General features: G+C 67.3%; 16 protein-coding genes. 11 read left to right on the top strand and 5 right to left on the bottom strand.

Annotation, left to right across the window (positions count from 1 at the left end):
* Positions 1–27: 27 nt before the first annotated feature.
* From B5X82_RS11780 to B5X82_RS11760, 5 genes are all read right to left on the bottom strand, one after another.
* Positions 28–2397 carry a xanthine dehydrogenase family protein molybdopterin-binding subunit gene (locus tag B5X82_RS11780; RefSeq protein WP_079648348.1) on the bottom strand — a complete coding sequence of 790 codons (2370 nt, stop codon included), beginning with the start codon at positions 2395–2397 and terminating at the stop codon, positions 28–30.
* Entirely contained in the window at positions 2387–2929 is a 543-nt protein-coding gene (locus tag B5X82_RS11775) for a (2Fe-2S)-binding protein (protein ID WP_079648347.1), read from the bottom strand. Before B5X82_RS11775 ends, B5X82_RS11780 begins: the two co-directional genes overlap by 11 nt.
* Positions 2929–3783 carry an FAD binding domain-containing protein gene (locus B5X82_RS11770; protein ID WP_079648346.1) on the bottom strand — a complete coding sequence of 285 codons (855 nt, stop codon included), beginning with the start codon at positions 3781–3783 and terminating at the stop codon, positions 2929–2931. The genes B5X82_RS11775 and B5X82_RS11770 overlap by 1 nt, the downstream gene beginning before the upstream one ends.
* A gap of 90 nt (positions 3784–3873) precedes the next feature.
* A complete protein-coding gene (locus tag B5X82_RS11765) occupies positions 3874–6297 on the bottom strand; it encodes a TonB-dependent receptor (protein ID WP_079648345.1) in 2424 nt (807 codons plus the stop codon).
* Between the two features lie 702 nt (positions 6298–6999).
* Positions 7000–7995 carry a helix-turn-helix transcriptional regulator gene (locus B5X82_RS11760; protein ID WP_079648344.1) on the bottom strand — a complete coding sequence of 332 codons (996 nt, stop codon included), beginning with the start codon at positions 7993–7995 and terminating at the stop codon, positions 7000–7002.
* 347 nt (positions 7996–8342) lie between these two features.
* Here B5X82_RS11760 and B5X82_RS11755 point away from each other — a divergent pair, with 347 nt between their 5' ends.
* From B5X82_RS11755 to B5X82_RS11705, 11 genes are all read left to right on the top strand, one after another.
* Positions 8343–9359 carry a saccharopine dehydrogenase gene (locus tag B5X82_RS11755; protein WP_079648343.1) on the top strand — a complete coding sequence of 339 codons (1017 nt, stop codon included), beginning with the start codon at positions 8343–8345 and terminating at the stop codon, positions 9357–9359.
* A gap of 69 nt (positions 9360–9428) precedes the next feature.
* Positions 9429–10439: a hypothetical protein gene (locus B5X82_RS11750; protein WP_079648342.1), complete on the top strand. Its 1011-nt coding sequence runs from the start codon at positions 9429–9431 to the stop codon at positions 10437–10439.
* Between the two features lie 118 nt (positions 10440–10557).
* A complete protein-coding gene (locus B5X82_RS11745; RefSeq protein WP_079648341.1) occupies positions 10558–11718 on the top strand; it encodes an aromatic ring-hydroxylating oxygenase subunit alpha in 1161 nt (386 codons plus the stop codon).
* 262 nt (positions 11719–11980) lie between these two features.
* The gene (locus tag B5X82_RS11740; protein WP_079648340.1) at positions 11981–14275 is read left to right on the top strand and encodes a TonB-dependent receptor; all 2295 of its coding nucleotides are present in this window, start codon (positions 11981–11983) and stop codon (positions 14273–14275) included.
* A gap of 73 nt (positions 14276–14348) precedes the next feature.
* Positions 14349–14735, top strand: coding sequence for a YybH family protein (locus tag B5X82_RS11735; RefSeq protein WP_079648339.1), 387 nt, complete (start codon positions 14349–14351; stop codon positions 14733–14735).
* 51 nt (positions 14736–14786) lie between these two features.
* A complete protein-coding gene (locus B5X82_RS11730) occupies positions 14787–15203 on the top strand; it encodes an ester cyclase (RefSeq protein WP_079648338.1) in 417 nt (138 codons plus the stop codon).
* A 112-nt stretch (positions 15204–15315) separates the two neighbouring features.
* Entirely contained in the window at positions 15316–16464 is a 1149-nt protein-coding gene (locus tag B5X82_RS11725; RefSeq protein ID WP_079648337.1) for an MFS transporter, read from the top strand.
* A gap of 100 nt (positions 16465–16564) precedes the next feature.
* Complete coding sequence (locus tag B5X82_RS11720) at positions 16565–17962, top strand: flavin monoamine oxidase family protein (protein WP_079648336.1); 1398 nt, start codon at positions 16565–16567, stop codon at positions 17960–17962.
* Between the two features lie 100 nt (positions 17963–18062).
* A complete protein-coding gene (locus B5X82_RS11715; RefSeq protein WP_079648335.1) occupies positions 18063–19124 on the top strand; it encodes an LLM class flavin-dependent oxidoreductase in 1062 nt (353 codons plus the stop codon).
* A gap of 54 nt (positions 19125–19178) precedes the next feature.
* Complete coding sequence (locus B5X82_RS11710; protein WP_079648334.1) at positions 19179–19892, top strand: dienelactone hydrolase family protein; 714 nt, start codon at positions 19179–19181, stop codon at positions 19890–19892.
* A gap of 5 nt (positions 19893–19897) precedes the next feature.
* Entirely contained in the window at positions 19898–21331 is a 1434-nt protein-coding gene (locus B5X82_RS11705; RefSeq protein WP_079648333.1) for an NAD-dependent succinate-semialdehyde dehydrogenase, read from the top strand.
* Positions 21332–21381 lie beyond the last annotated feature (50 nt).

Raw genomic sequence — 21381 nt, 5'->3', positions numbered from 1 at the left:
CCGCGCCCGGAGCGGTTCATGATCCGGTTATGTCCGTTCCGCCCGCGCGACGGCCGCGAAGACACGGCGGGGCGAGGCCGGGAATTGCTCGATCGTCACGCCGAGGCAGGCCAGCGCATCGTTGACCGCCCCCGCCACCGCGGCGGGCGCCGAAATCATCGCGGACTCGCCCATCCCCTTGATTCCGCCGGGGACGAGCGTCGATGGCGTCTCGAGATGCGCGATCTCGATGTCGGGAACATCGAGTGCGGTGGGCAGGAGATAGTCCTGCAAGGTTGTGGTGATGAGCTGGCCATTATCGTCGTAGATCAGCTCTTCGAGCAGGACCATGCCGACCGCCTGCGCCATGCCGCCGCGGATCTGCCCTTCGACGATCATCGGATTGATCATCCGGCCGCAATCCTCGACCGCGAACATCTTCTCCACCCGCACCTGACCGGTGGCGACGTCGACTTCGACGATCGCCGCATGGCCGCCATTGGCCAGTACGATGTCGGCCGGGTCGAAGGCGGCGGTCGCCTCCATCGTCGGATCGAAATCCTCCGGGTGGGTGCCTTCGGCGAAATAGGCGGCGCCGGCAACCGAGGCGAAGGGGAGGCCGCGGCCTGGATCGTCGCGCACATGGACCATGCCCCCGCTCAGCTCGATCTCCTCGGGTGCCGCCTGGAGCAGCCGGGCCGCGATCGCCCGCATCTTGGCGCGCACCATCTCGGCGGCGCGACCGATGGTGCCCGCGCCGAACACCGCCGAGCGGCTCGCCACCGTCCCAAAACCGACGGCGTGGCTGGTGCTGCCCGACAGGATGGTGACGTCCTCGGCCGGCACGCCGAAGGCATCGGCGGCGACCTGGGCGAGCGTGGTGAGATGCCCTTGCCCCGCGGTGACGATGCCGGTCGTCACCGTCACCTTGCCGGTGGGCTCGACCCGTACCGTCGCCGTGTCGTGCGAAGTGATCGGGAAATCGAGGAAGTTCAGCGCGCGCGTGCCGATCCCGCTGATCTCGCTGAAGATCGAGATGCCGAGCCCCAGATAGCGTCCCTCCCGCCGGGCGCTTTCCTGGCGCTCGCGAAAGGCCTCATAGCCGATCATCGCCTCGAGCCGGTCGACCGTCGCGAGGAAGCTGCCTTCGCGGATGCGCAGGCCCGCGCGGGTCGTGTAGGGCAGGTCTTCTTCCCGGATCAGGTTGCGGCGGCGGATCTCGAAGGGCGACAGGCCCAGCGCGCGGGCCGCCCGGTCGATCAGCACCTCGCGCGCGAGCGTGGGGGCGGAGAAGCCAACGCCGCGATAGGCGCCGATCGGGCATTTGTTGGTGGCGACCGAGATCGTCTCGGCGGCGAGCGCCGGCACCCGGTAGGGATCGGTGACGACCAGGATTCCGCAATGTCCTTCGACCAGATGCGTCCAGGGCAGGCTGTTATAGGCGCCGCCGTCGGTGGTCACCCGGTCGCGCAGGGCGAGGAAGCGGCCCTCCTGGTCGACGGCCAGCGCCATCTCGTTGACCTGCTGCTTGGCATGGGTGGCGCGGAACAGATTCTCCTGCCGGTCCTCGATCCACCGCACCGGGCGGCCGAGCTCGATCGCCAGCAGGCAGACCAGCAATTCCTCGGGATGGAGGTGCGCCTTCTGCCCAAAGCCGCCGCCGACCTGGGGCGTGATGACCTCGATCTGCTGCTCCGGGAACTGGAGATGGATCGCGATCATCGTCTTGATGAAGCTCGGCATCTGGGTCGCGGCCCAGCAGGTCAGCTGGCCCGTGGTCCATTCGTGCCGCGCGACGAAGCCCCGGGTCTCCATCGGGCTGGCGCTGACGCGCGGCGTATGGAAGCAGCCTTCCACCACCACGGCCGCCGCGCCGAACGCATCCGAGACGTCGTCCGTGACGCGATCGGAGCGATAGACGAGGTTGGCGGGCACCTTGGCATTGGCGAGGACGCCGGTCGTCATCGCCGCATCGACCGTGGCGACGACCGGGATCTCCTCGACATCGATGTCGATCTTCTCCAGCGCGTCCTCGGCCTCGGCTCGGGAGGTCGCGACGACCACCGCTATCGCCTCGCCGATGAAGCAGACCTCCTCCTGCGCAAGGAGGGGTTGCACCGTGGCGACGAACCCCTTCTGGTCGAGACTGGCCATGATCCCGGCGCAGCGCGGCGCGACGTCAGCCCCGCTCCACGCCAGCTCGACCCCCGGCATCGCGCGGGCGGCCGACAGGTCCACCCCGACGATGCGGCCATGCGCCACCGGGCTGCGCAGGATCGCGACGTGCAGCATGCCGGGCAGGGCGATGTCGGCGATATAGGGGGTGCGGCCGGTCAGCAGACCGGGATCTTCGCGGCGCGGGATCGATGTGCCGATCGACTGCGGCCGGATGTTGGCGACGTCCGCCTTAGTCGCCATCGGACGTCTCCATGCCGGTCTGGCCGGCCGCAGCCTGCCGATCGGCGATGCGCTGGGCGGCGACCTCCATGATCGCGTCGACGATCGTCTGATAGCCGGTGCAGCGACAGATATTGCCCGACAGAACCTCGCGAACCTCCTCCCGCGTCGGATCGGGATTCTCGTCGAGAAGCCCCTGGGCGGTGGCGAGGAAGCCTGCGGTGCAGAAGCCGCATTGCAGCGCATGGTGGCGCCGGAAGGCGTCCTGCAGCGGATGGAGCTGCTGGCCCTGCGCCAGCCCCTCGATCGTCTCGATCCGGGCGCCGTCCGCCTGAACGCCGAGCATCAGGCAGGATCGCATGGGACGGCCGTCGACCAGGATGGTGCAGGCGCCGCAGATGCCATGCTCGCAACCGACCCTGACGCCGTGCAGGCCGAGTTCGTCGCGTAGCGCGTCGGCCAGGCTGGTGCGCGGCAGGACGCTGAAGCGCCGTTCGCGCCCGTTCACAAGCGCGATTGTCTCGAGCCGATCACCCACATCCGCGCGTCGCATCAGAAGTCCCCTCTCGCCAGGCGGTCGAGCGCCCGGGATACGAGCACCGCCGCGATCGACGCCCGATAGGCCGGGTCGGCATGGATGTCCGAGCGCGCTGCCACGCCGGCGACCGCCATGCGCCCCGCCTCCGTGATCGCTCCCGGTGTCAGCGGGCGGCCGCGCAGGAAGGCTTCGGCGTCGTGCGCCCGGATCGGCCGCTCGCCGACGCTGCCGAGCAGGATGCGGACGTCGCGGCAGACGTCGCCGTCGAGATCGACGCCGACCGCCGCCATGGCGACGGCGAGATCGCCCGAACGGCGGGCGAATTCCTCGAACGCCCATTGCAGCGGCGAATAGGGAAGCTCGACCGCGACCAGCAGCTCGCCGGGCTCGATGGCGGTCGTGTAATGGCCCTGGAAGAAGTCGGCGGCCGGAACGCTGCGCTCGCCATGCGGGCCGCGCAGGATGATCGCGCCGTCGAGCGCGGAGACGACGAGCGGCATCTCCGCGCCGGCATCGGCATGGGCAAGGCTGCCGCCGAAGGTGCCCCGGTTCCGCACCGCCTGATGCGCGACATGGTGCAGCGCGTCCGACATCAGCGGAAGCTGGGCCCAGACGTCGAAACAGGCGGCGTTGGCCGCATGGGTGCGCATCGCGCCGATTCTCATCCGGTCCGGCCCGACGACGCATTGGCGGAGCATGTCGATCCGGCCGAGGTCGACGAGCATCGAGGGCGCGGCCAGCCGGAGCGCCATGATCGGCAGCAACGATTGGCCGCCGGCAAGCGGCCTCGCATCCGCGTCCGACGCCAGCAGCTCGAGCGCTTCCTCGATCGTCTCGGGGACGGCATAGGCAAAGGCAGGAAACTTCACTTCGATCGCCCTGCTGTTCGATCCCGCGCCAACGCTATCGGCGGAGACGGGGCGGGACAACCGCAAGCTGCGGCGCCCGCCCCGATCGGGTCACTGGAACTTGAACGCGAAGGTCACGCCATAGGTGGCCGGCTGGCCGGCGAACCGGGCGATCGTGTCGTAGTCGGTGAAGATGTTGGTCACGTAATATTTGTTGAACACGTTCTTCCCGAACAGCGTGACGCTCCACTGGCCGTCGTTGAAGCGGGCGCCGGCCCGCACGTCGACCAGCGAGTAGCCGGGAATGGTATAGGTCCGATCGACCGGTACCGACGACGCGAAGTCCGACGTGATGACGAGGCCGCGCGATCCGCCGATGTTCGCCAGCGCCTTGCTGCGGGTGGAGAAGACGATGCCGACGAAAGGCTGGGCCGATCCCATATCCCAGACATAGTCGGCCGAAAGGCGGAGCTGATATTTGGGGGTATAAGGGATGACGGCGCCGCTATAGTCGATCGCGCCGCCCGCGGTGTCGAGGCCGACGAAGCGGGTGATCTTGCTGTCGAGGATGCTCCCCGAAGCACCGAGCGTCAGCCCTCGGACCGGCGTGAAGCTGCTGTCGAGTTCGACGCCGATCATGCGCGACTTGGGAATGTTGTCGAGAGCGTCGAGCACGCCGAAGATCGGATCGACGATCTTCGAGCGGAGCTGCTTGTTCTTATAGTCGTAGTAGAAGGCCGCGCCGCTGACCTGGAGCTTGCGGTCGAGCGTGGTCAGCTTGAAGCCGGCCTCGTAGGACATCAGCGATTCCTGGGTCACCGGCAGGAACTGCTCGAACGTCGCGGCGGAAGCGATCGGGAAGCTGCCCGCCTTGTAGCCCTTCGCCGCATTGACATAGAGCAGGACATTGCTCGCCGGCTTGTAGTCGAGTCCGACGCGCCAGGAGATATTGTCCTCCTTCAGCGTGTCGTTGAACTCGCCGGGCAGATAGGTCGCCGGCGTGCCATCCTCGGTGGTGTTGTCGAGCGGCGCGCAGCCGCCGCCGATCGGCGGCACCGGCACGCCGGTGGGCGTGAAGCCCGCGACCGGGAAGAAACCGAGCTGGATCGCATTGGCGAGGCCGTCGAACGCGGCGGCGAAGGAACCATCGCCCGGATCGCCGGTGCAGGTCGCAGCCCGGCGGCGCGCATTGGTGTAGCGGGCGCCGGCCTTGACCGTGAACCGGTCGGACAGGTCATATTCGCCGTTCGCGAAGAAGGCGTAGTTGCGCATGTGCTGGTCGGAATAGACATAGGCTCCGGTGTAACCGAACACCGGGGCGGTGCTGATGTCCGAGAAGGTCTGGAGCTGATATTCGTAGACGTGGCTCTTCTCATAGTTCGCGCCGACCACCCAGCGGAAGTCCGATCGATCGCTGTTCGCGACGCGCAGCTCCTGGCTGAACGACTTGATCCGGCCGCGATCGATGATGAAGTCGTCGGCCATCAAGGTGGTGCCGTCGGTCTCGAACCCCTGATCGGGCTTGTAGTCGACATAGGAGGAGATCGCGGTGACGGTGACGCCGTCGACGACCTCCCAATTGCCGCGCACCGATCCTTGCAGGAGGCGGTTGTCGGCATGGGGCCGGGTGCTCGGCGTCCAGTCCGCGGCGCGCGGCTCGAACGGTGAGAAGGGGAAGGCGCGCAAGCCCGGAACGGTCGTCGTCGGCGACTGCGACAGGAGGGTCTGATATTGGGGCGCCTGCGGGTCGCTCTTGTCGCGCCAGCCGTTCAGGTTGACTTCGAAATCGAGCCGCTCGCTGGCCTGCCAATCGACGATCAGGCGGCCCGCATAATATCCTACCTCGCCGAGCTTGTCCTTGCGCGTGTAGCTGTACTGCCAATCGTCGGCGCGCGCGCCGGTCAGCGCCAGGCGCGCCTTGATCGTGCCCGACAACGGGCCACTGACATAGGCATTGCCTTCGACCCGATTGAAGCGGCCATAGCTGATATCGCCGCCCGCGGCGAAGGTGTCGGTCGGCTTGGCCGCGATGAAGTTGATGGCGCCGCCGGTGGAGTTCTGCCCGAACAGCGTGCCCTGCGGCCCCTTCAGCACCTCGACGCGCTCCAGGTCGAAACTGGCGTGGGTGCTCAGCGCGGGAAAGGGCAGCGGCACCTGGTCGACATAGACGCTGGTGGTCGGATAGGCGGCGAGCGAGGTCTCGTAGAAGCCCACGCCGCGCAGCGTGTAGACCGGCGTCTGCGTCGCGGACGGCGCGTAGCTGAGGCCCGGGATCGTGTTGGCGAGATCGGCGAGGCTGACGACGCGCTGTGACCTGAGCGCGTCCCCGCTCAGCGCGGTGATGGCGAGGCCCACCTTGTTGATCGACTGCTCGCGCTTGTTCGCGGTGACGACGATCTCGCCGGCGCCATCGCTGCCCGCGGTCTCGATGGTCTCCGCCGCGGCGGTCTCTGCATGGGCCGTCCCGGCGGCCAGCAACAGCAGGGGAGCGACCCCGCAGAGCAACTTCATCCGTCCGGCATGTGATCTATTCATGTTCTGACCTCCCTGACGCGGTGCTGGCCGCAAGATCCACGGGCATTCCCGCCCCGCGAACCGTTCCGACGTCTCCCCTTCGTTGCGGCGGCATGGCCACGACGCAGCCATGCAACCTGCCAAGCCTATTTTGCATATTATCAATCATATTTCAATAGACTTTTTATGGACTAGCGATTGTTAGTTTTGGGAAAAGCTATTTCGCCACCGCGCCACGAGCACCGACCGAAAATCCAGACGTATCAAGGACTCGTCGCACCCGATCGAGTTTGGGCGGCGCGAGGCGTGGCGAGGAGGCGGGGAATTCTCGATCGCCCCCAAGGAGGGGGCTTCGGGTGATGGCGGAGGTTGGTCGTCGCGGGCGACCAGCGGCGAGGCCGCGCGCGGGATGAACCTGCCGCAGCTGCTCGATAATGGCCAGCTATTCGGTTTCAGCCGTCAGAAGCCGAGGATTCTGGGCGTCTCGCGGCAAATTGCGGTCGATTGATGCGACCTGTCGCCAGTGTCTGTTTGGGCGATCGATGTTTTCGCGCGGATCGGCGGGATGTTGCGTTTGGGGCGTGCGGGCGCCTGGCTTCAGGGTATGGGGGTGTAAGGCAGTTCGTCGTCGCGCGCTTGCCTGGCACTGAGGTGCTGGCCCTTTCCCATGATCAAACCTCGGCCGAGGGGGGCGCAGAGGGCTTGGTCGAGGGCGGCGATCGATCAGGCCTGGGCGGCTTCGAGCGTCCTGCCGCCCGCCAGATAGTTGCGCGGTGAGGAGCCGGTCCAGCGGCGGAAGGCATGGCGGAAGTTGGCGCTCTCGCTATAGCCCAACCGCTCGGCGATCGATTCCACCGTCATCTCGCCGCCCATCACATATTGCAGCGCCAGGCTGCGGCGCTCCTCGTCGACGATCCGCATGAAGCTGACGCCGCGATCGGCCAGGCGCCGGCGCAGCGTGCGCGCCGAGAGATGCAGGCGCGTGGCGACGTCGCCCAACGACGGGGAGTCGTCAGTTGCCGCGTTGACCAGCCGCCGCACGCTTTCCAGCAGCCGATCCTCGACCATGTCGCGGATGCTGCGGATGCAGCCCCGCATCCACCGGGCATGGCCGGCGACGCAGCGGCCGGGCAGCGGCATGGTCGCCGAGGCCCCGGGGACGCGGATTTCGAACATGTCGCTCTCGATCAGCTCGACCCGATCGGCCAATGCCAGCGATTGTGCGAAGCCGGCGATCCAGCAGGTCGGGGCGACGAGGCGGACGGTCCTGTCGGTGCCGTCGAGAAGCTGGGCGAGAAACAGCGCGACCTTGGCGGCGTCGAGCGGCAGCAGCGCGTCGCGGACCGGCGCGTCGATCCCGGCGAGCGGCCGAAACAGCACCACGCCGTCGCCCGAACAGGAGGCAAGCACCAGCTCGTGTCGGAGGTTGAGCAGCGGGGCGATCGTGTTCATCGAGGCAAGCGCGACCCGCAGTGTCGAGGAGGTGAGGATCGCCGATCCGGCCTGGCCATAGCGGCCGAGCGGCTGCGACACGCGATCGATCAGTGCGGGGCCGGCAGCATCGGCGGCGATCCGCGCCTGGTCCATCAGCGACAGGCCGGGGCCAGCGCCGGCGTCCGTCGCGCCATCGGCGATCAGAACGCGCATCAGAGCGACATCCGGGCCGGTGAAGACCGCGTCGTCGGCGGTGAGTTGCATCTGCTGAGCCCAAGCGGTCATCTCGCTCTCCCTAAGTCCAACGACATAAATTTTCTATGTCACATGTACTACAATATGCGAAGTGATCGACCAAATCAAAATAGCGCCCTTCCGAAGTGCAGCCGCAGGAAGTTGTAATTATTATATTGAAAAATAATGATATTTTTTATCATGACAGCCGTTTTGGTGATTCCCAGACACCAGCCGGTCGGCGATGTCTCCAAAAGGATATCGATCGCAAACGGCCACTGCGCACATGTTCAGGAGGGGAGGGCGGTTGCTAGGCCCCGTCGGGTGAGGCGTTCCGGGGGTGTCGGCTGCACGAGCCGACGGCCCGACCGGTCCGGTCATCGGAAGGGAAATCGGCAATGGCGAACAACATCGACGCGCCCATATTATTGATCGGCGGTTCGGGTGTGGTGGGAAGCATCAGCGCAACGATCTTGCGTCGGATGTACCCGGACCTGCCGATCGCGATCGGCGGCCGCGACATCGCCAAGGCCGAGGCGGTCGCGAGCGGCATCGACGGTGCCGTTGCGGTGCAGGTCGATCTCGAGCGGCCCGACCTGGGCCTGTCGCCTGATCGGCGCTTCGGTGCCTTCGCGCTGTTCGTCAAGGACGACTGGCTCCATGCCGCGGCGGAAGCGCAGGCGCGGCGCATCCCCTATCTCAGCATCTCCAGCGGCGCTTTCGAGATCGCTCCCGAGGTCGCGGTCCACATTCGGAACCCGAACGCAGCGGCGATGATGCTGTCGAGCCAGTGGTTGGCGGGCGCCGCAGTGCTGCCGGCCCTGTACGCCGCCAGGGACTATGCCGCGATCGATTCGATCCGGATCACCGCGCTGCTCGACGAGCGGGACATGGGCGGGCCCGCGGCCTATGCCGATTATGAGCGCATCACCGGCCACGCGCCCTTCGCGATGATCCGGCACGACGGCGACTATTTCTGGGTCGGCGGCGACCTCGCTGAATCGACCCTGATCGACTCGTCGGGGCGCGAGGTGCCGGCCCAGGCCTATTCGCCGCTCGACTCGGTCAGCCTAGCGGCGGCGACCGGCGCGACCTCGGTCCGGCTCGATCTCGCGATCGGCGAGACGCCGGCGCGCCGGGCCGGCGACCATCATTCGACCGAGATCGGCATCGAGATCAGCGGTCTCGGCAAGGATGGCGCGCCGCGGCGAACCGTCCATCGGATCGTCCATCCGGCCGGCCAGGCGCCGCTGACCGCGCTGTTCGTCGCGCTGGGGCTCGAAGGCCTGCTGGGTCTCGCGAACGGAAGCCCGGCCGCCCCGGGTCTCTATCTGCCCGAACGGCTGATCGACCCGGGCGATGCGGTTCGCCGGCTGGCCGAGTTCGGTGCCGACTTCAGTCAGGTCGCGGCCTGAAGCCCCGTCCGGATCGATGCGGACATTGTTGGACGCCGCCGTGGCGGCGCCAGGTGAGGAGACGCGGAAATGAGCTTGTCTTCGAAGGAGCCGGTGCTCTTCGTCGGTTATGGGCCAGTCGGCAGCGAGGCGGCGCGCAGCCTCCGCCGGCTCTACCCCGACCTTCCCTTCGTGATTGCCGGGCGCCGGCTGGAAAAGGCGCAGCAACTGGCGGCCGAGGTCGGCCATGCCGAGGCGATGACCGCCGACATCATGACGCCGGGGCTGGGCCTTCCCAAGGGGATGCGGTTCAGTTGCTTCATCCCGATGATCAAGGATCGCGCGCTGCACGGCATGACCCTGGCCGAGGAGCAGCATATCCCCTACGCGGCCTTCTCCGAATATGTGTACGACTTCGCGCCGTTCATCGCGCGGCACATCCACAATCCGAAAGGGGCCCCGCTGCTGCTGCTCGGCCATCTGCACGGCGGATCGATGCCGGTCGCGGCGCTCGAGCTCGCCAGGGGTTTCCGGTCGATCGACAAGCTGACGGTCAGCGCGATCTTCGATCCGGTCGATTTCGGCGGAGGCGGCTCCGCCTCCTCGAACATGGTCACCGGCAATTTCGGCGTGCCGTCCTATCTCGTCCGGCGCGACGGCAAATGGCAATGGCGCCGCAACGGATCGGAGACGCTGAGCATCACCAGCAGCGACGGCCGCGCGCTGCCCGCACATGGCTTCGCGCTGCCCGACGTCATCACCCTCGCCAACGAGACGGGGGCCCGGTCGGTCGACATGGCCTTCGCACTCGACAAGACCGCGCGCTCCTTCCGGGGCGAAGGCATATCGCACGAAATATTCGTGGAGATCGAGGGCGAGCGCCATGACGGCGTCCATGCCCGCGAGCGCTACGAGCTGGAGGACGAGGCAGGCTATGCGGCGATGAGCGCACGCGGGGCGGTGCTGTGCATGGAGCGGATGATGGGCCTGGCCGGCGGTCCGCCGGTCGGTCCCGGTCTCTACAATCCCGAGACGTTGCTCGATCCCGCCCATGTCGTGAAGCGGATGCAGCAGTTCGGCACGAAGATACGCAAGCTATGAGCCGTGCCGACCGCGCCGTCGCTTTGGCCATCCCGCCCCTGTCGGGCGGGGGCCGCGAACGGCATCCCCGCTGACGAACGGCCGCAGCGCGGCCGATCCACATCCAAGAGGAGCGGCAATGTCCGATATTTTCCAGGCAGAGGATTTCGAGCGCGTCCGCCGGCCGCTGGAGAAGGCGCAGTGGATGCCGAAGCGCATGTACCTCGATCCCGCCATGTTCGAACGGGAGCGGGAGCGGATCTTCAAGCGCGAATGGCTCTATGCCGCGCATGTCGGGGCGGTGTCGCAGCCGGGCGACTATGTCGCGCTGACCGTGGTCGGCGAGCCGGTGCTGGTGGTGCGCGGCAAGGACGGGCTGATCCGCGCCTTCTTCAACGTCTGCAAGCATCGCGCGATGGCGGTGGCCAGCGGCGCGGGCAACGCCCCGGCGTTCGTCTGCCCCTATCATGCCTGGAACTACGACACGACCGGTCAGCTCCAGGTCGCGCCGGGCATGGGCAAGGCGGAGGGCTTCGATCCCTGCACGGTCAGGCTCACCGAGATTCGCCACGAGATCGTCAACGGCATGATCTTCATCAACTTCGATGCCGGTGCCGAGCCGCTGGCCGCGAAGATCCCCGACCTGATCGAGCTGATCAGCCCGTGGGACATCGGCGCGATGGAGCCGGTCCATCGCTCGGAGATCGAGGGCGACTATAATTGGAAGGTGATGCTCGAGAACGCCAACGAGAATTACCACACCATCGCCGTCCACCGCGACTCGTTCCATGCCATATCGCCTGCGGAACATTCCTATTCCTCGGACGGCCAGCGGCGGAACTGGCACGATCTCTATACCCCCTATACCGGGCCGGAGCCGATGGTCGCGGGGCCGAGGATCGCGGGCGTGCCCGAATGGGCGGGCCAGCGGTTGTCCTTCTTCGCGCTCCACCCGCAATTCCTGATGTCGGTCAGCGAGGACAGCGTCAGCACCTATGTCACCGAGATCGTGGGGCACAAGAAGACGCGCTTCGTCTGGACCATGTACATGATGAAGGGTGGCAAGGATCAGCCGGGCGCCGCCGAGCATATCGCTGACATGGGTGCCTGGATCGACCGGATCAACAGTGAGGACCTGGTGATCTGCCGCGGTGTTCAGGCCGGGCTCGAATCCGACGGCTGGGAGCCGACCCGCTTCTCGCATCTCGAAAAGCCGATCTGGCAGTTCCAGAACTGGTATCTCGACCGGATGCTCGATCCCCCGGCCGGGCTTACGCTGGCGGCGCAGGGCCGACGTTGATCATGCCGGGTAGACAGAAGAAACCAGGATACGGGCAATATCAAGAATCCCGTTCGTAGAAATGATCGGGACGATTATTGGATAATATCTGGTTGTTGTCTGATGTGAACGAGGCGATATCGAAAAGGTCAAGTCCCACCCCTCTATTTGGACAATCCGAACCTGCCTGCCTCCGGTGAGTATCGATAGACGGGATATGTCGCAGAGACGGACTGGTCAGCAAGATCGGCATACGCGACGATCAACAAACGAAAGGGCGGGAATGATGACGGTAGCAACGGCGCGGGGCGTGCTCCTTGCCTCGCTGGCCACGATCGCGATCGGCGGCCGGGCGATGGCGCAGATGGCGGAAGAACCCGCCGCGGTCGCTCCTCAGGAGGCCGCATCGGACGATGGCGGCCTGGGCGAGATCATCGTCACCGCGCAGAAGCGCTCGGAGAATCTCCAGCGCGTGCCGGTGTCGGTCAGCGCGCTGTCCTCGGCGCAGCTCGACCAGCAGAAGATCCGCAACGTCACCTCGATCGTGTCGCAGATCCCCAGCCTGCAGGTGACCGGCCCGTTCAGCGACGGCCTGCCGGTCTTCTCGATCCGCGGCATCTCCTCGCTCGATTTCGGCCACAACCAGTCGAGCCCGGTCGCCCTTTATGTGGACGAGGTCTACAAGGGCCTGCCGGTCCTGTCGTCGCTGCAGATATTCGATCTCGACCGGGTCGAGGTGCTGCGCGGGCCGCAGGGCACCTTGTTCGGCAAGAACACCACCGGCGGCGCGGTCAACATCTTCACCAAGCAGCCCGACCTCGGGGACGGCTGGACCGGCTATCTGTCGGGCGGCATCGGCAACCTCGCGCGGCGCGAGGTGAATGGTGGCGCCAACGTGCCGCTGGTCGAGGACAAGCTCGCCGGCCGGATCGCCTTCTCCTACACCAATGTCGACGGCTTCGTGCGCAACCGGCTGCCCGGCAAGAAAGACCAGGGCTCGATCGACGACTTCGCCCTGCGCGCCAGCCTGCTCTACAAGCCCAGCGACGAGCTGCGCTTCCTGTTGCGCGGTACGCGGACCCGATCGACCCCCGACAATGCCTATGGCGGCCTTGCCAAGGACATCGGCGTGGCGGGCCCCGGCGGTGTCGGTTTCGGCACCGGCTATACCCGCGCCGGCCTCGGCTTCTTCGAGAATGAATCGGATCGCGACGGCGTCATCAACATCCACAATCAGGGCGTCTCGCTGACCACCAACTGGGACCTGAGCGACAGCGTCGCGCTCACTGCGGTGTCGGCCTATGACGAAGGCCGCTGGTTCTCGCAGGAGGACTCGGACGCGACGCCGTTCCGCATCCAGGAAGCGGATTTCTACAGCAAGGCGAAAGCCTTTTCGCAGGACCTGCGCCTCGCCTCGACCGGTGACGGGCCGCTGCAATGGATGGTCGGCGCCTATTATTATCGCGACAAGGTCGATTTCCGGACGACCTACAAATTCTACTATGAATATGCGGGCGATGCCGACGGCAACGGCCAGCTCGACTGTTTCGACGACGGGCTGACCGGCTGCGGCTACGACAATGCCCTGCGCCAGGTCCGCACCAGCTTGGCCCTCTATACGCAGAACAGTTACAAGCTGGACTCGGGGCTCAGCTTCACCCTCGGCCTGCGCTACACCCACGACAACAACCGGCTGAAATCCTATCGCAGCACGCTGCGCTATCTCGACCCGGCGACAGGGCAGGAGGTGCTCAACGCCGCGGTGATCTTCGACCGGCCGCCCGTCGACAAGCTCAAATCGGAGAATCTGAGCTGGAAGCTCGGCGTCTCGCAGGAGTTCGCCGGCGGCGCGCTCGCTTACGCCAATTACAGCCGCGGCTGGCGCGGCGGCGCGTTCAACGGCCAGGCCTTCTTCGCCGCGCAGGAGGTAACGGCGGTCGGACCCGAACGGCTCGACTCCTGGGAGGTCGGCCTGAAGTATCAGACGCCCGACCGGCGCCTGCGCATCAACACCGCCGCCTTCTACTATATCTACCGCGACCAGCAGTTCATCGACGTCACGCCGAACTTCCTCCAGCTCTTGACCAGCGCGCCCAGGTCGCGGCTCTGGGGTGTCGAGGCCGACGTCGTGGCGCAGCCGCTCGATCCGCTGACCGTGCGTTTCAGCGTCGCCTATCTCAACGCCAAGTTCCGGGAGGTGACCGTCAGCGGCGTCGATCTTTCGGGCAAGCGGCTGATCCTGGCGCCGGAATGGACACTGAGCGGCGGCATTGACTGGCGCCTGGCCGAAGGCGATTTCGGCGGCCTGCTGCTGCACACCGACTCCCGCTTCACCTCGCGGGTCTATTACAGCGCCTTCAACCTCCCGCTGATCAGCCAGAAGGCGAACTCGCTCCACGATGCGCGGCTGACCTGGCAGCTTCCGGGCAAGCGCCTCTCGCTGTCGGCCTGGATGAAGAACATCTTCAACGAGAAGACGCTGAACTTCGTCGCCGATCTGGGCGCCGGCTATAATTACAACTTCGCCCAGCGCGGCCGGCCCCGCGAATATGGCATCGAGGCGCGCTTCGAATTCTGACGCAACACCGCAATGCCGGCGCCCGCCCGAGCGACGCATCGTGGGCGGCGCCGGCCCGGCAGGAGAATGGTCGATGAAGGTTTTCGATCCCAGGGAGATCGACGCCGCGGTTTCGCGCGCGTTCGAGGAAGGCGACATCGAAGGGGCGCTGACGCTCTATGAGGAGGGCTGCGCCTTCGTCCGCTTCAGCGGCGAGGTCACCACTTCCGCAGCCGACATCCGCGCCGAGCTCGCCGGCCTGATCGCGATGAAGCCGAAGGTGGCGCTGGACGAGGTCGCGGTGATCGAGAGCGTCGACGGCAAGCTCGCCACCACCCGGGCTCGCGGCCGGATCGATGGCACCGGCCCCGACGGCCAGCCGATGAGCGTTCCGTTCCACACCCTCGCGGTCGTCCGCAAGCAGGCGGACGGAAGCTGGCGCTTCGCGATCGACGATCCGCAGGGCAGCGCCAAATCCTGAGCCGCAACGATGCTGAAGCGAAGAGTGCGATCCAGAACTGGAGAGAGTGCGATGTCCGATCCCCACAACCTGAAGCTTGTCGAACGCGTCATCGGCGCCTGGAAGACCAGGGATAGCCAGGTCTTTTTCGAGCTGTTTCATCATGACGTCGTCTATGACGACGTGCCGCTGGGCAAGGTCATGAAGGGTCATGACCAGTTCCGCGAATTCTACGAAACGAGCATCGTCGCCTTCCCCGACATCGCCATGACGCTGGTGGCCGCGACTGCGGATGCGAAGGCCGGCGGCGCCGAATGGACGCTGTCGGGCACCTTCACCGGCGAGACCGAGCTGCTGGGCAAGCCGACCGGCAAGCGCTTCGAGATCCGTGGCGCCTCCTTCCTGCGGTTCGAGGACGGCAAGATCAGCTATCTCGCCGATTATTGGGACATGGTCGCGCTGTCGACGCAGCTCGGCATCGGCGGCTGACGATTTACCTCCGCCGTCGCCCGGCATAGCCTCGCTCATGGGCGGACCGGACCCGCCAGCTCCCGTTCCGGCCCGGAGCGCGGGGCATCGGCGCGGAAGGACCTGCCCGCCGATGATCGCTACCACCGCGCTGAGCCCGGCGCAGAACGTCGCCCTGATCGTGGTGAGCCCGCTCGCGTGGCTCACCATCACCCTGCTGCCCTATGAGGTCACCGCGCTGGCGGTCGACTATGGCATGGGGCCGTCGGCGGCCGGCTGGATCGCCGCTTGCGAACTGCTCGCCCTCGCGCTCACCGTGGTGTCGATCAGCCCGCGCATCGTCTCGCTCGACAAGCGCAGGCTCACCCTGGCCGGCATCGCGCTGGCGCTCCTCGCCTCGGCCGGATCGATCGTCGTCGCGGACACGCCATGGCTGATCCCGCTGCGGCTGCTCTTCGGGATCGGGTCGGGCCTGATCGCGGCCGCGACCAACGCGCTGCCGGTTTTCGCGCGCCATCCCGAGCGGACCATCGCCTGGATGCAGATCATGATCGCGATCAACTTCGGCGTGTCGATCTACGGCGCCGGCGCCCTGGCGGCGCCGATCGGTCGCGAGGCGGCCTTCCTGGTCGAGCTGCTGCTACTCGCGACGGTCGGCGGCGCGGGCTTCTTCCTGGCCCCCGGCATCGCCGATCCCGCCGTCTCGGCCGGCGCGGGGCCGGGCCGGCTGCCGCGCGGATCGCTGCGGGCGCTCGGCGCACTCGCGCTGATGTACCTGTCGCAGGCGGCGGTCTGGGCCTATGCCGAGCAGGCGGGAACGGGCGTCGGCTTCGGCGCGGCCGGTCTCGCGCTGCTGCTCACCATCGCCGCCTTCACCACCCCGTTGGGCGGGTTCGCCGCCGCGGCGATGCGCGACCGCTTCGGCTACGCGCTGCCGCTCGCGATCGGCTTCGGGGTGCAGATGTTCGTCGCCTTCGCCGTCTATTGCCTGAAGTCGATCGAGGCCTATGCGGCCGGGATCATGGTCTTCAACATGACCACCCCCTTCACGACATCCTATCTGATGAGCCTGCTCGCCGGCCTTGACGAGAGCGGGCGGGGGACGTCGCTGGGCGGCAGCGCGATCAATTTCGGCGCGGCGGCCGGCCCGGCGCTGGCGGCGCTGCTGGTTGTGATGCCCAGCCGGGCACCGATCGGGCTGCTGTCGATCGGTGTGCTGGCGATCGGCCTCGCTCTGGCCCTGTCGGCGCGGCGCGAGCTGCCGGTGTCCGTCCGAGCCTGAAGAGGGAAGGGGGCCTGCGGTGCTTTGGCCTCCCTCCACCTCGTGAAGCCGCACCCGTGACGCCAGCATGGCGCGCGGACGCTTTTCCGGGGAGGTCGGCATGGATGGGGTGGCTGTCGGTCGGCGCGGCGTGATCGCGGGCGGGATCGGGCTGCTGGCGGGGGCTGCGGCGACGCCGGCGGTGGCGGCTGACCGGCCGATCGACGTGCTCGTGATCGGCGGCGGTCTCGCCGGCCTGATCGCCGCGCGCGACCTCGCCAGGGATGGACATCGCGTCCTGCTGCTCGAAGCGCGGCCGCGGCTCGGCGGCCGGGTCGCCTGGGGCCAGCTTGCCGGGCAGGCGGTCGACAGCGGCGGGACATGGTTCCACTGGCACCAGGCGGCGATCTGGCGCGAGGTGCAGCGCTACGAGCTGGAGGTGGTCGAACGGCCGGTTGCCGACCATTATTTCATCGGCGCCGGCGGCCCCCTCCGCGCGATGCCGCCCGAGGAGCTCGATGGCCGGCTGCGGCGCGGCCTCGCCGCCTTCTGGGGCGATCCCGCGCTTCAGGCAGCGCTCGCCACGCCTTTCGCCGTCCAGGCCAGCGGCGATCGCCTCGTCGCGCTCGATCGCATGTCGGTCGAGGATCGGCTACGCGCGATCCGGCTCGATCCGGTCGACGATAGCGCGCTGCGGGCGATCTTCAGCGATTTCGGTCGCCCGCTCGATCAGGTGAGCCTCGCCTGGGCGATGCAGCGCATGGCCAACGGCCTGTGGACCTATGAGAGCTTCATGGCGCTGTTCGCGGTCTATCGGCTGCGCGGCACCATGCGCGCGCTATGCGAGGCGATCCGCGCCGACGGCGGGTTCGACCTTCGGCTCGGCGCGCCGGTGACGCAGGTGGCTCAGGGCGCCGAGGGCGTTTCGGTCCGCACCGCCGACGGCACGGCCTTCGCCGCCCGCGCCGCGGTGGTTGCCACCCCGGTGGAGGCGTGGCGCGCGATCCGCTTCTCGCCCGATCTCCCTGCGGATCATCGCCAGGCGGCGGCCGAGGGCATGGCCGCGCCGCGTCTCAGCAACTTCATCCTGCATGTGCGCGGCCTGCCGGGGGCGGTTAACAGTTTCGCGCCTACCGGCACCGACCCGTTCGAGTTCACCTTCACCCACAGCATCCTCGACGACGGCCAGTTGCTGTCGGCCTATGCGATGGAGGGCGCGCTCGGCGTTCGCGACGGCGCGGCCCGGATGGAGGCGGCGCTGCGCCGCTTCGCGCCGGAGGCCCGGCTGGCCGGCTTCGTCGGCCATGACTGGGGCCGCGAGCCCTTCTCGCTTGGTGGCAGCGGATCGCTCAAGCGCGGGCAGATGGCCCGCTTCGTCGACCGGCTCGACCGGCCGATCGGGCGGCTGTGCTTTGCCGGGGCGGACTTCGCCCCGCAATTCGCCGGATTCCTGACGGGGGCGATCGAGTCCGGCGCCCGCGCCGCGCGGCGGATCGGCGGGATCCTGAGGCGGGGCTGAGCCGCCGACGCCCTTTGGCCAACCCTAACCTCGCCGCTGGAAAGCGTCCGTTGCATCGCTTGTCCATCGACCAGTCATAGTCAAGACATTGGAGTTCATAATGCAGATCGGTATCCAGCTTCTGTTCCAGGGTCGCCCTGGAATGGACGATAGCGAAATATATCGTCGAGAACTCGATATAGCGATCGAAGGCGAAGCCATGGGCTTCGACATGCTGATGCCGGTCGAGCATCACTTCTTTGATTATGCAATGGTGCCCGACAACGCCCAGTTGCTGAGCTATATTGCAGGAAAGACGAAGCGTATCAAGTTGATGCCGGCGGCGTTCATCCTGCCCTGGAACGATCCGCTGCGCGTTGTCGAGAAGGCGATCATGCTCGACTATGTTTCGGACGGCCGGGTCGTCATCGGCATGGGGCGGGGCCTCGCCAAGCGCGAGTTCGACGCGCTGCGCGTGCCCTTTTCGGAATCGCGCCAGCGCTTCGACGAGGCGGCGGAGATCGTGCTGAACGGCCTGGAAACCGGCTTCGTCGAGGCCGATACCCACTTCTACAAGCAGCCGCGCATCGAGGTTCGTCCGCGCCCGTCGCGCAGCTTCAAGGGGCGCGTCTACATGGTCGGCATGTCGCCCCAATCGGTCGAGGCCGCCGGCGCGCTGGGCCTGGGCTGCATGAAGTTCTCGAACGCGCCATGGGCCGTCGCGGCGGCCGACGTCCAGCGCCACCGTGACATCTATCGCGCGGCCAACGGCGCCGACGCACCGCCGCCGATCACGTCCGACCTGATGTTCGTCGACAAGGACCTGAAGCGCGCCGAGGAGATGGCCCGCACCTACATGGCCGGCTATTATGTCCAGGTGCTCGAGCATTATGAGTTGCTCAGCGAGAATTTCGCCCAGTCGGGCGGCGCCTATGCTTCCTATGCCGAAATGGCCAGGACATTGCGCGAGACCGACCAGCAGGCGGTGATCGACGCCTATCTCGAAGCCAATCTGTGGGGCGATCCCGCCCGGATCGTCGACAAGCTGTGCGAGCGGCGCGAACTGATCGGCGACTTCGACCTGGCGGTTTCGCTCGGTTATGCCGGGATGCCCTATGACGATGTCTACGCGTCGCGGAAGCTGTTCGTCGACAAGGTGATGCCCGAGATCAAGGGCTGGTGATCCGCCGGCCGGCATCCCTTTTTCCCAACCCGAATATCATGCTGGAGGCGGCTTATGCAGAGCCAGGATCTTACCGTCGTCCATGACGGAACCGCCCTGACCGGACGGCTCATCTGGGACGAGACGCGGACGGGCAGGCGGCCCGGCGTCCTCGTCATCCACGAGGCCACCGGCCTCGGCGAGCACGCGATCGAGCGCGCCGAGCGGATCGTCCGCGAGTTCGGCTATGTCGCCTATGCGATGGACGAATTCGGCGAGACGCCGGCCGACATGGATGCGATCCTCGGCTGGATCGGCAAGCTGCTGGGCGATCCCGCCGAGCTCCACGGCCGGCTGGCCGCGGCGCTGCGCGGGCTGGCCGAGCAGCCGATGGTCGACCCCGACCGGCTGGCGGCGGTCGGTCATTGCTTCGGCGGCACCTCGGCGATCGAACTGGCGGGGACGGGCGCCGACCTGAAGGCGGTCGTGGGCTTCCACGCCGGCCTCCAGGGCACCGGCAGCACCGATGCGGGCGCGATCCGCGGCAAGCTGCTGATCTGCAACGGCGCGCAGGACCCGTTCGTGACGCCGGAGATCCTGCAGGCGTTCAGCAACGAGATGATCGCCGGCGGGGTCGATTGGCAGATGAATCTCTACGGCCGCGCCCGCCACAGCTTCACCAACCGCGACGCCGACGCGCTCGGATCGGAGGCCTATGGCTATGATGCCGATGCCGACCGCCGGTCGTGGGAGGCGATGCGCGCGCTGTTCCTCGACGTGCTGGGCTGACGGGCATGGGCATGGCGCTGCAGCGCGAGGCCTGCCTGATCGACGGCGAGTGGGTGTCGGCCGACGACTGGATCATGGTCGACAACCCCGCGACCGGAGGCGCCCTCGGTCGCGTACCGAGGCTGGGCCGGGCGGAGACCGAACGCGCGATCGCCGCGGCCGAGCGCGCGCTGCCGGCGTGGAGCGCGCTGCTCGCTGCCGATCGCGCCCGCATCCTGCGCCGCTTCCACGAGCTGATGGTCGAGCGGATCGACGATCTGGCCGCGCTGCTGACCGCCGAGCAGGGCAAGCCGATCGCCGAGGCGAAGGGCGAGATACGCTACGCCGCCGCCTTCATCGAATGGTATGCCGAGGAGGCGAAGCGCGTCTATGGCGAGGTCGTCCCGCCGCACGCCGCCGACAAGCGCATCATCGTCCTGAAGCAGCCGATCGGCGTGATCGCGGCGATCACGCCCTGGAACTTTCCGGCGGCGATGATCACCCGCAAGATCGGTCCCGCGCTGGCGGCCGGCTGCACCGCGATCGTCAAGCCGGCGTCGCAGACCCCGTTCACCGCGCTCGCCATCGCGGCGCTGGCGGAGGAGGCGGGCATCCCGGCCGGCGTGCTCAACGTCGTCACCGGCGGTGCGGCCGATATCGGCGCGGCACTGCTCGACAGTGCGGTGGTCCGCAAGCTCAGCTTCACCGGATCGACCGAGGTCGGCGCGGCGCTCTATGCCCGGTCCGCGTCGACCATCAAGAAGCTCAGCCTCGAGCTGGGCGGCAACGCGCCCTTCATCGTCTTCTCCGACGCCGACATCGATGCGGCGGTCGAAGGGGCCATCGCTTCCAAATTCCGCAACGCCGGGCAGACCTGCGTCTGTGCGAACCGGCTCTATGCCCAGGCCGACGTCTACGACGCCTTCGTCGCGCGGCTGGCCGAGGCGGCGGCGGCGCTCAGGGTCGGCGACGGCCGCGCCGCCGATACCCAGATCGGCCCGCTGATCGACGCTGCGGCCGTCGCCAAGGTGGAGGAGCATGTCGCCGACGCACTGGACAAGGGCGGCGCGATCGTCACCGGCGGCCGGCGCGATCCGCTCGGCGATCGTTATTACGTTCCCACCGTGATCCGCGACGTCACCCATGACATGCTGGTCACGCGGGAGGAGACGTTCGGGCCGGTGGCGCCCGTGATCCGCTTCGAACGCGACGAGGATGTGGTGGCGATGGCCAATGCCACGCCTTTCGGCCTCGCCGCCTATTTCTACGCGCGCGACGTCGGCCGGGTCTGGAAGGTTGCCGAGGCGATCGAGGCCGGCATCGTCGGCGTCAACACCGGCCTGATCTCGACCGAGGTCGCGCCGTTCGGCGGCGTCAAGCTGTCGGGCCTCGGGCGCGAGGGATCGCGCCACGGCATCGAGGACTATCTCGAGATCAAATATATCTGCCTGGGCTTCTGATCGCACGGGAGCCGGCGATCCCGGCCCCGCGATTGGCCTTCGATGACCTG

This window comes from Rhizorhabdus histidinilytica (assembly GCF_900167915.1).
Taxonomy (GTDB): domain Bacteria; phylum Pseudomonadota; class Alphaproteobacteria; order Sphingomonadales; family Sphingomonadaceae; genus Rhizorhabdus; species Rhizorhabdus histidinilytica.
This window is presented reverse-complemented; position numbering and strand designations above follow the sequence as displayed.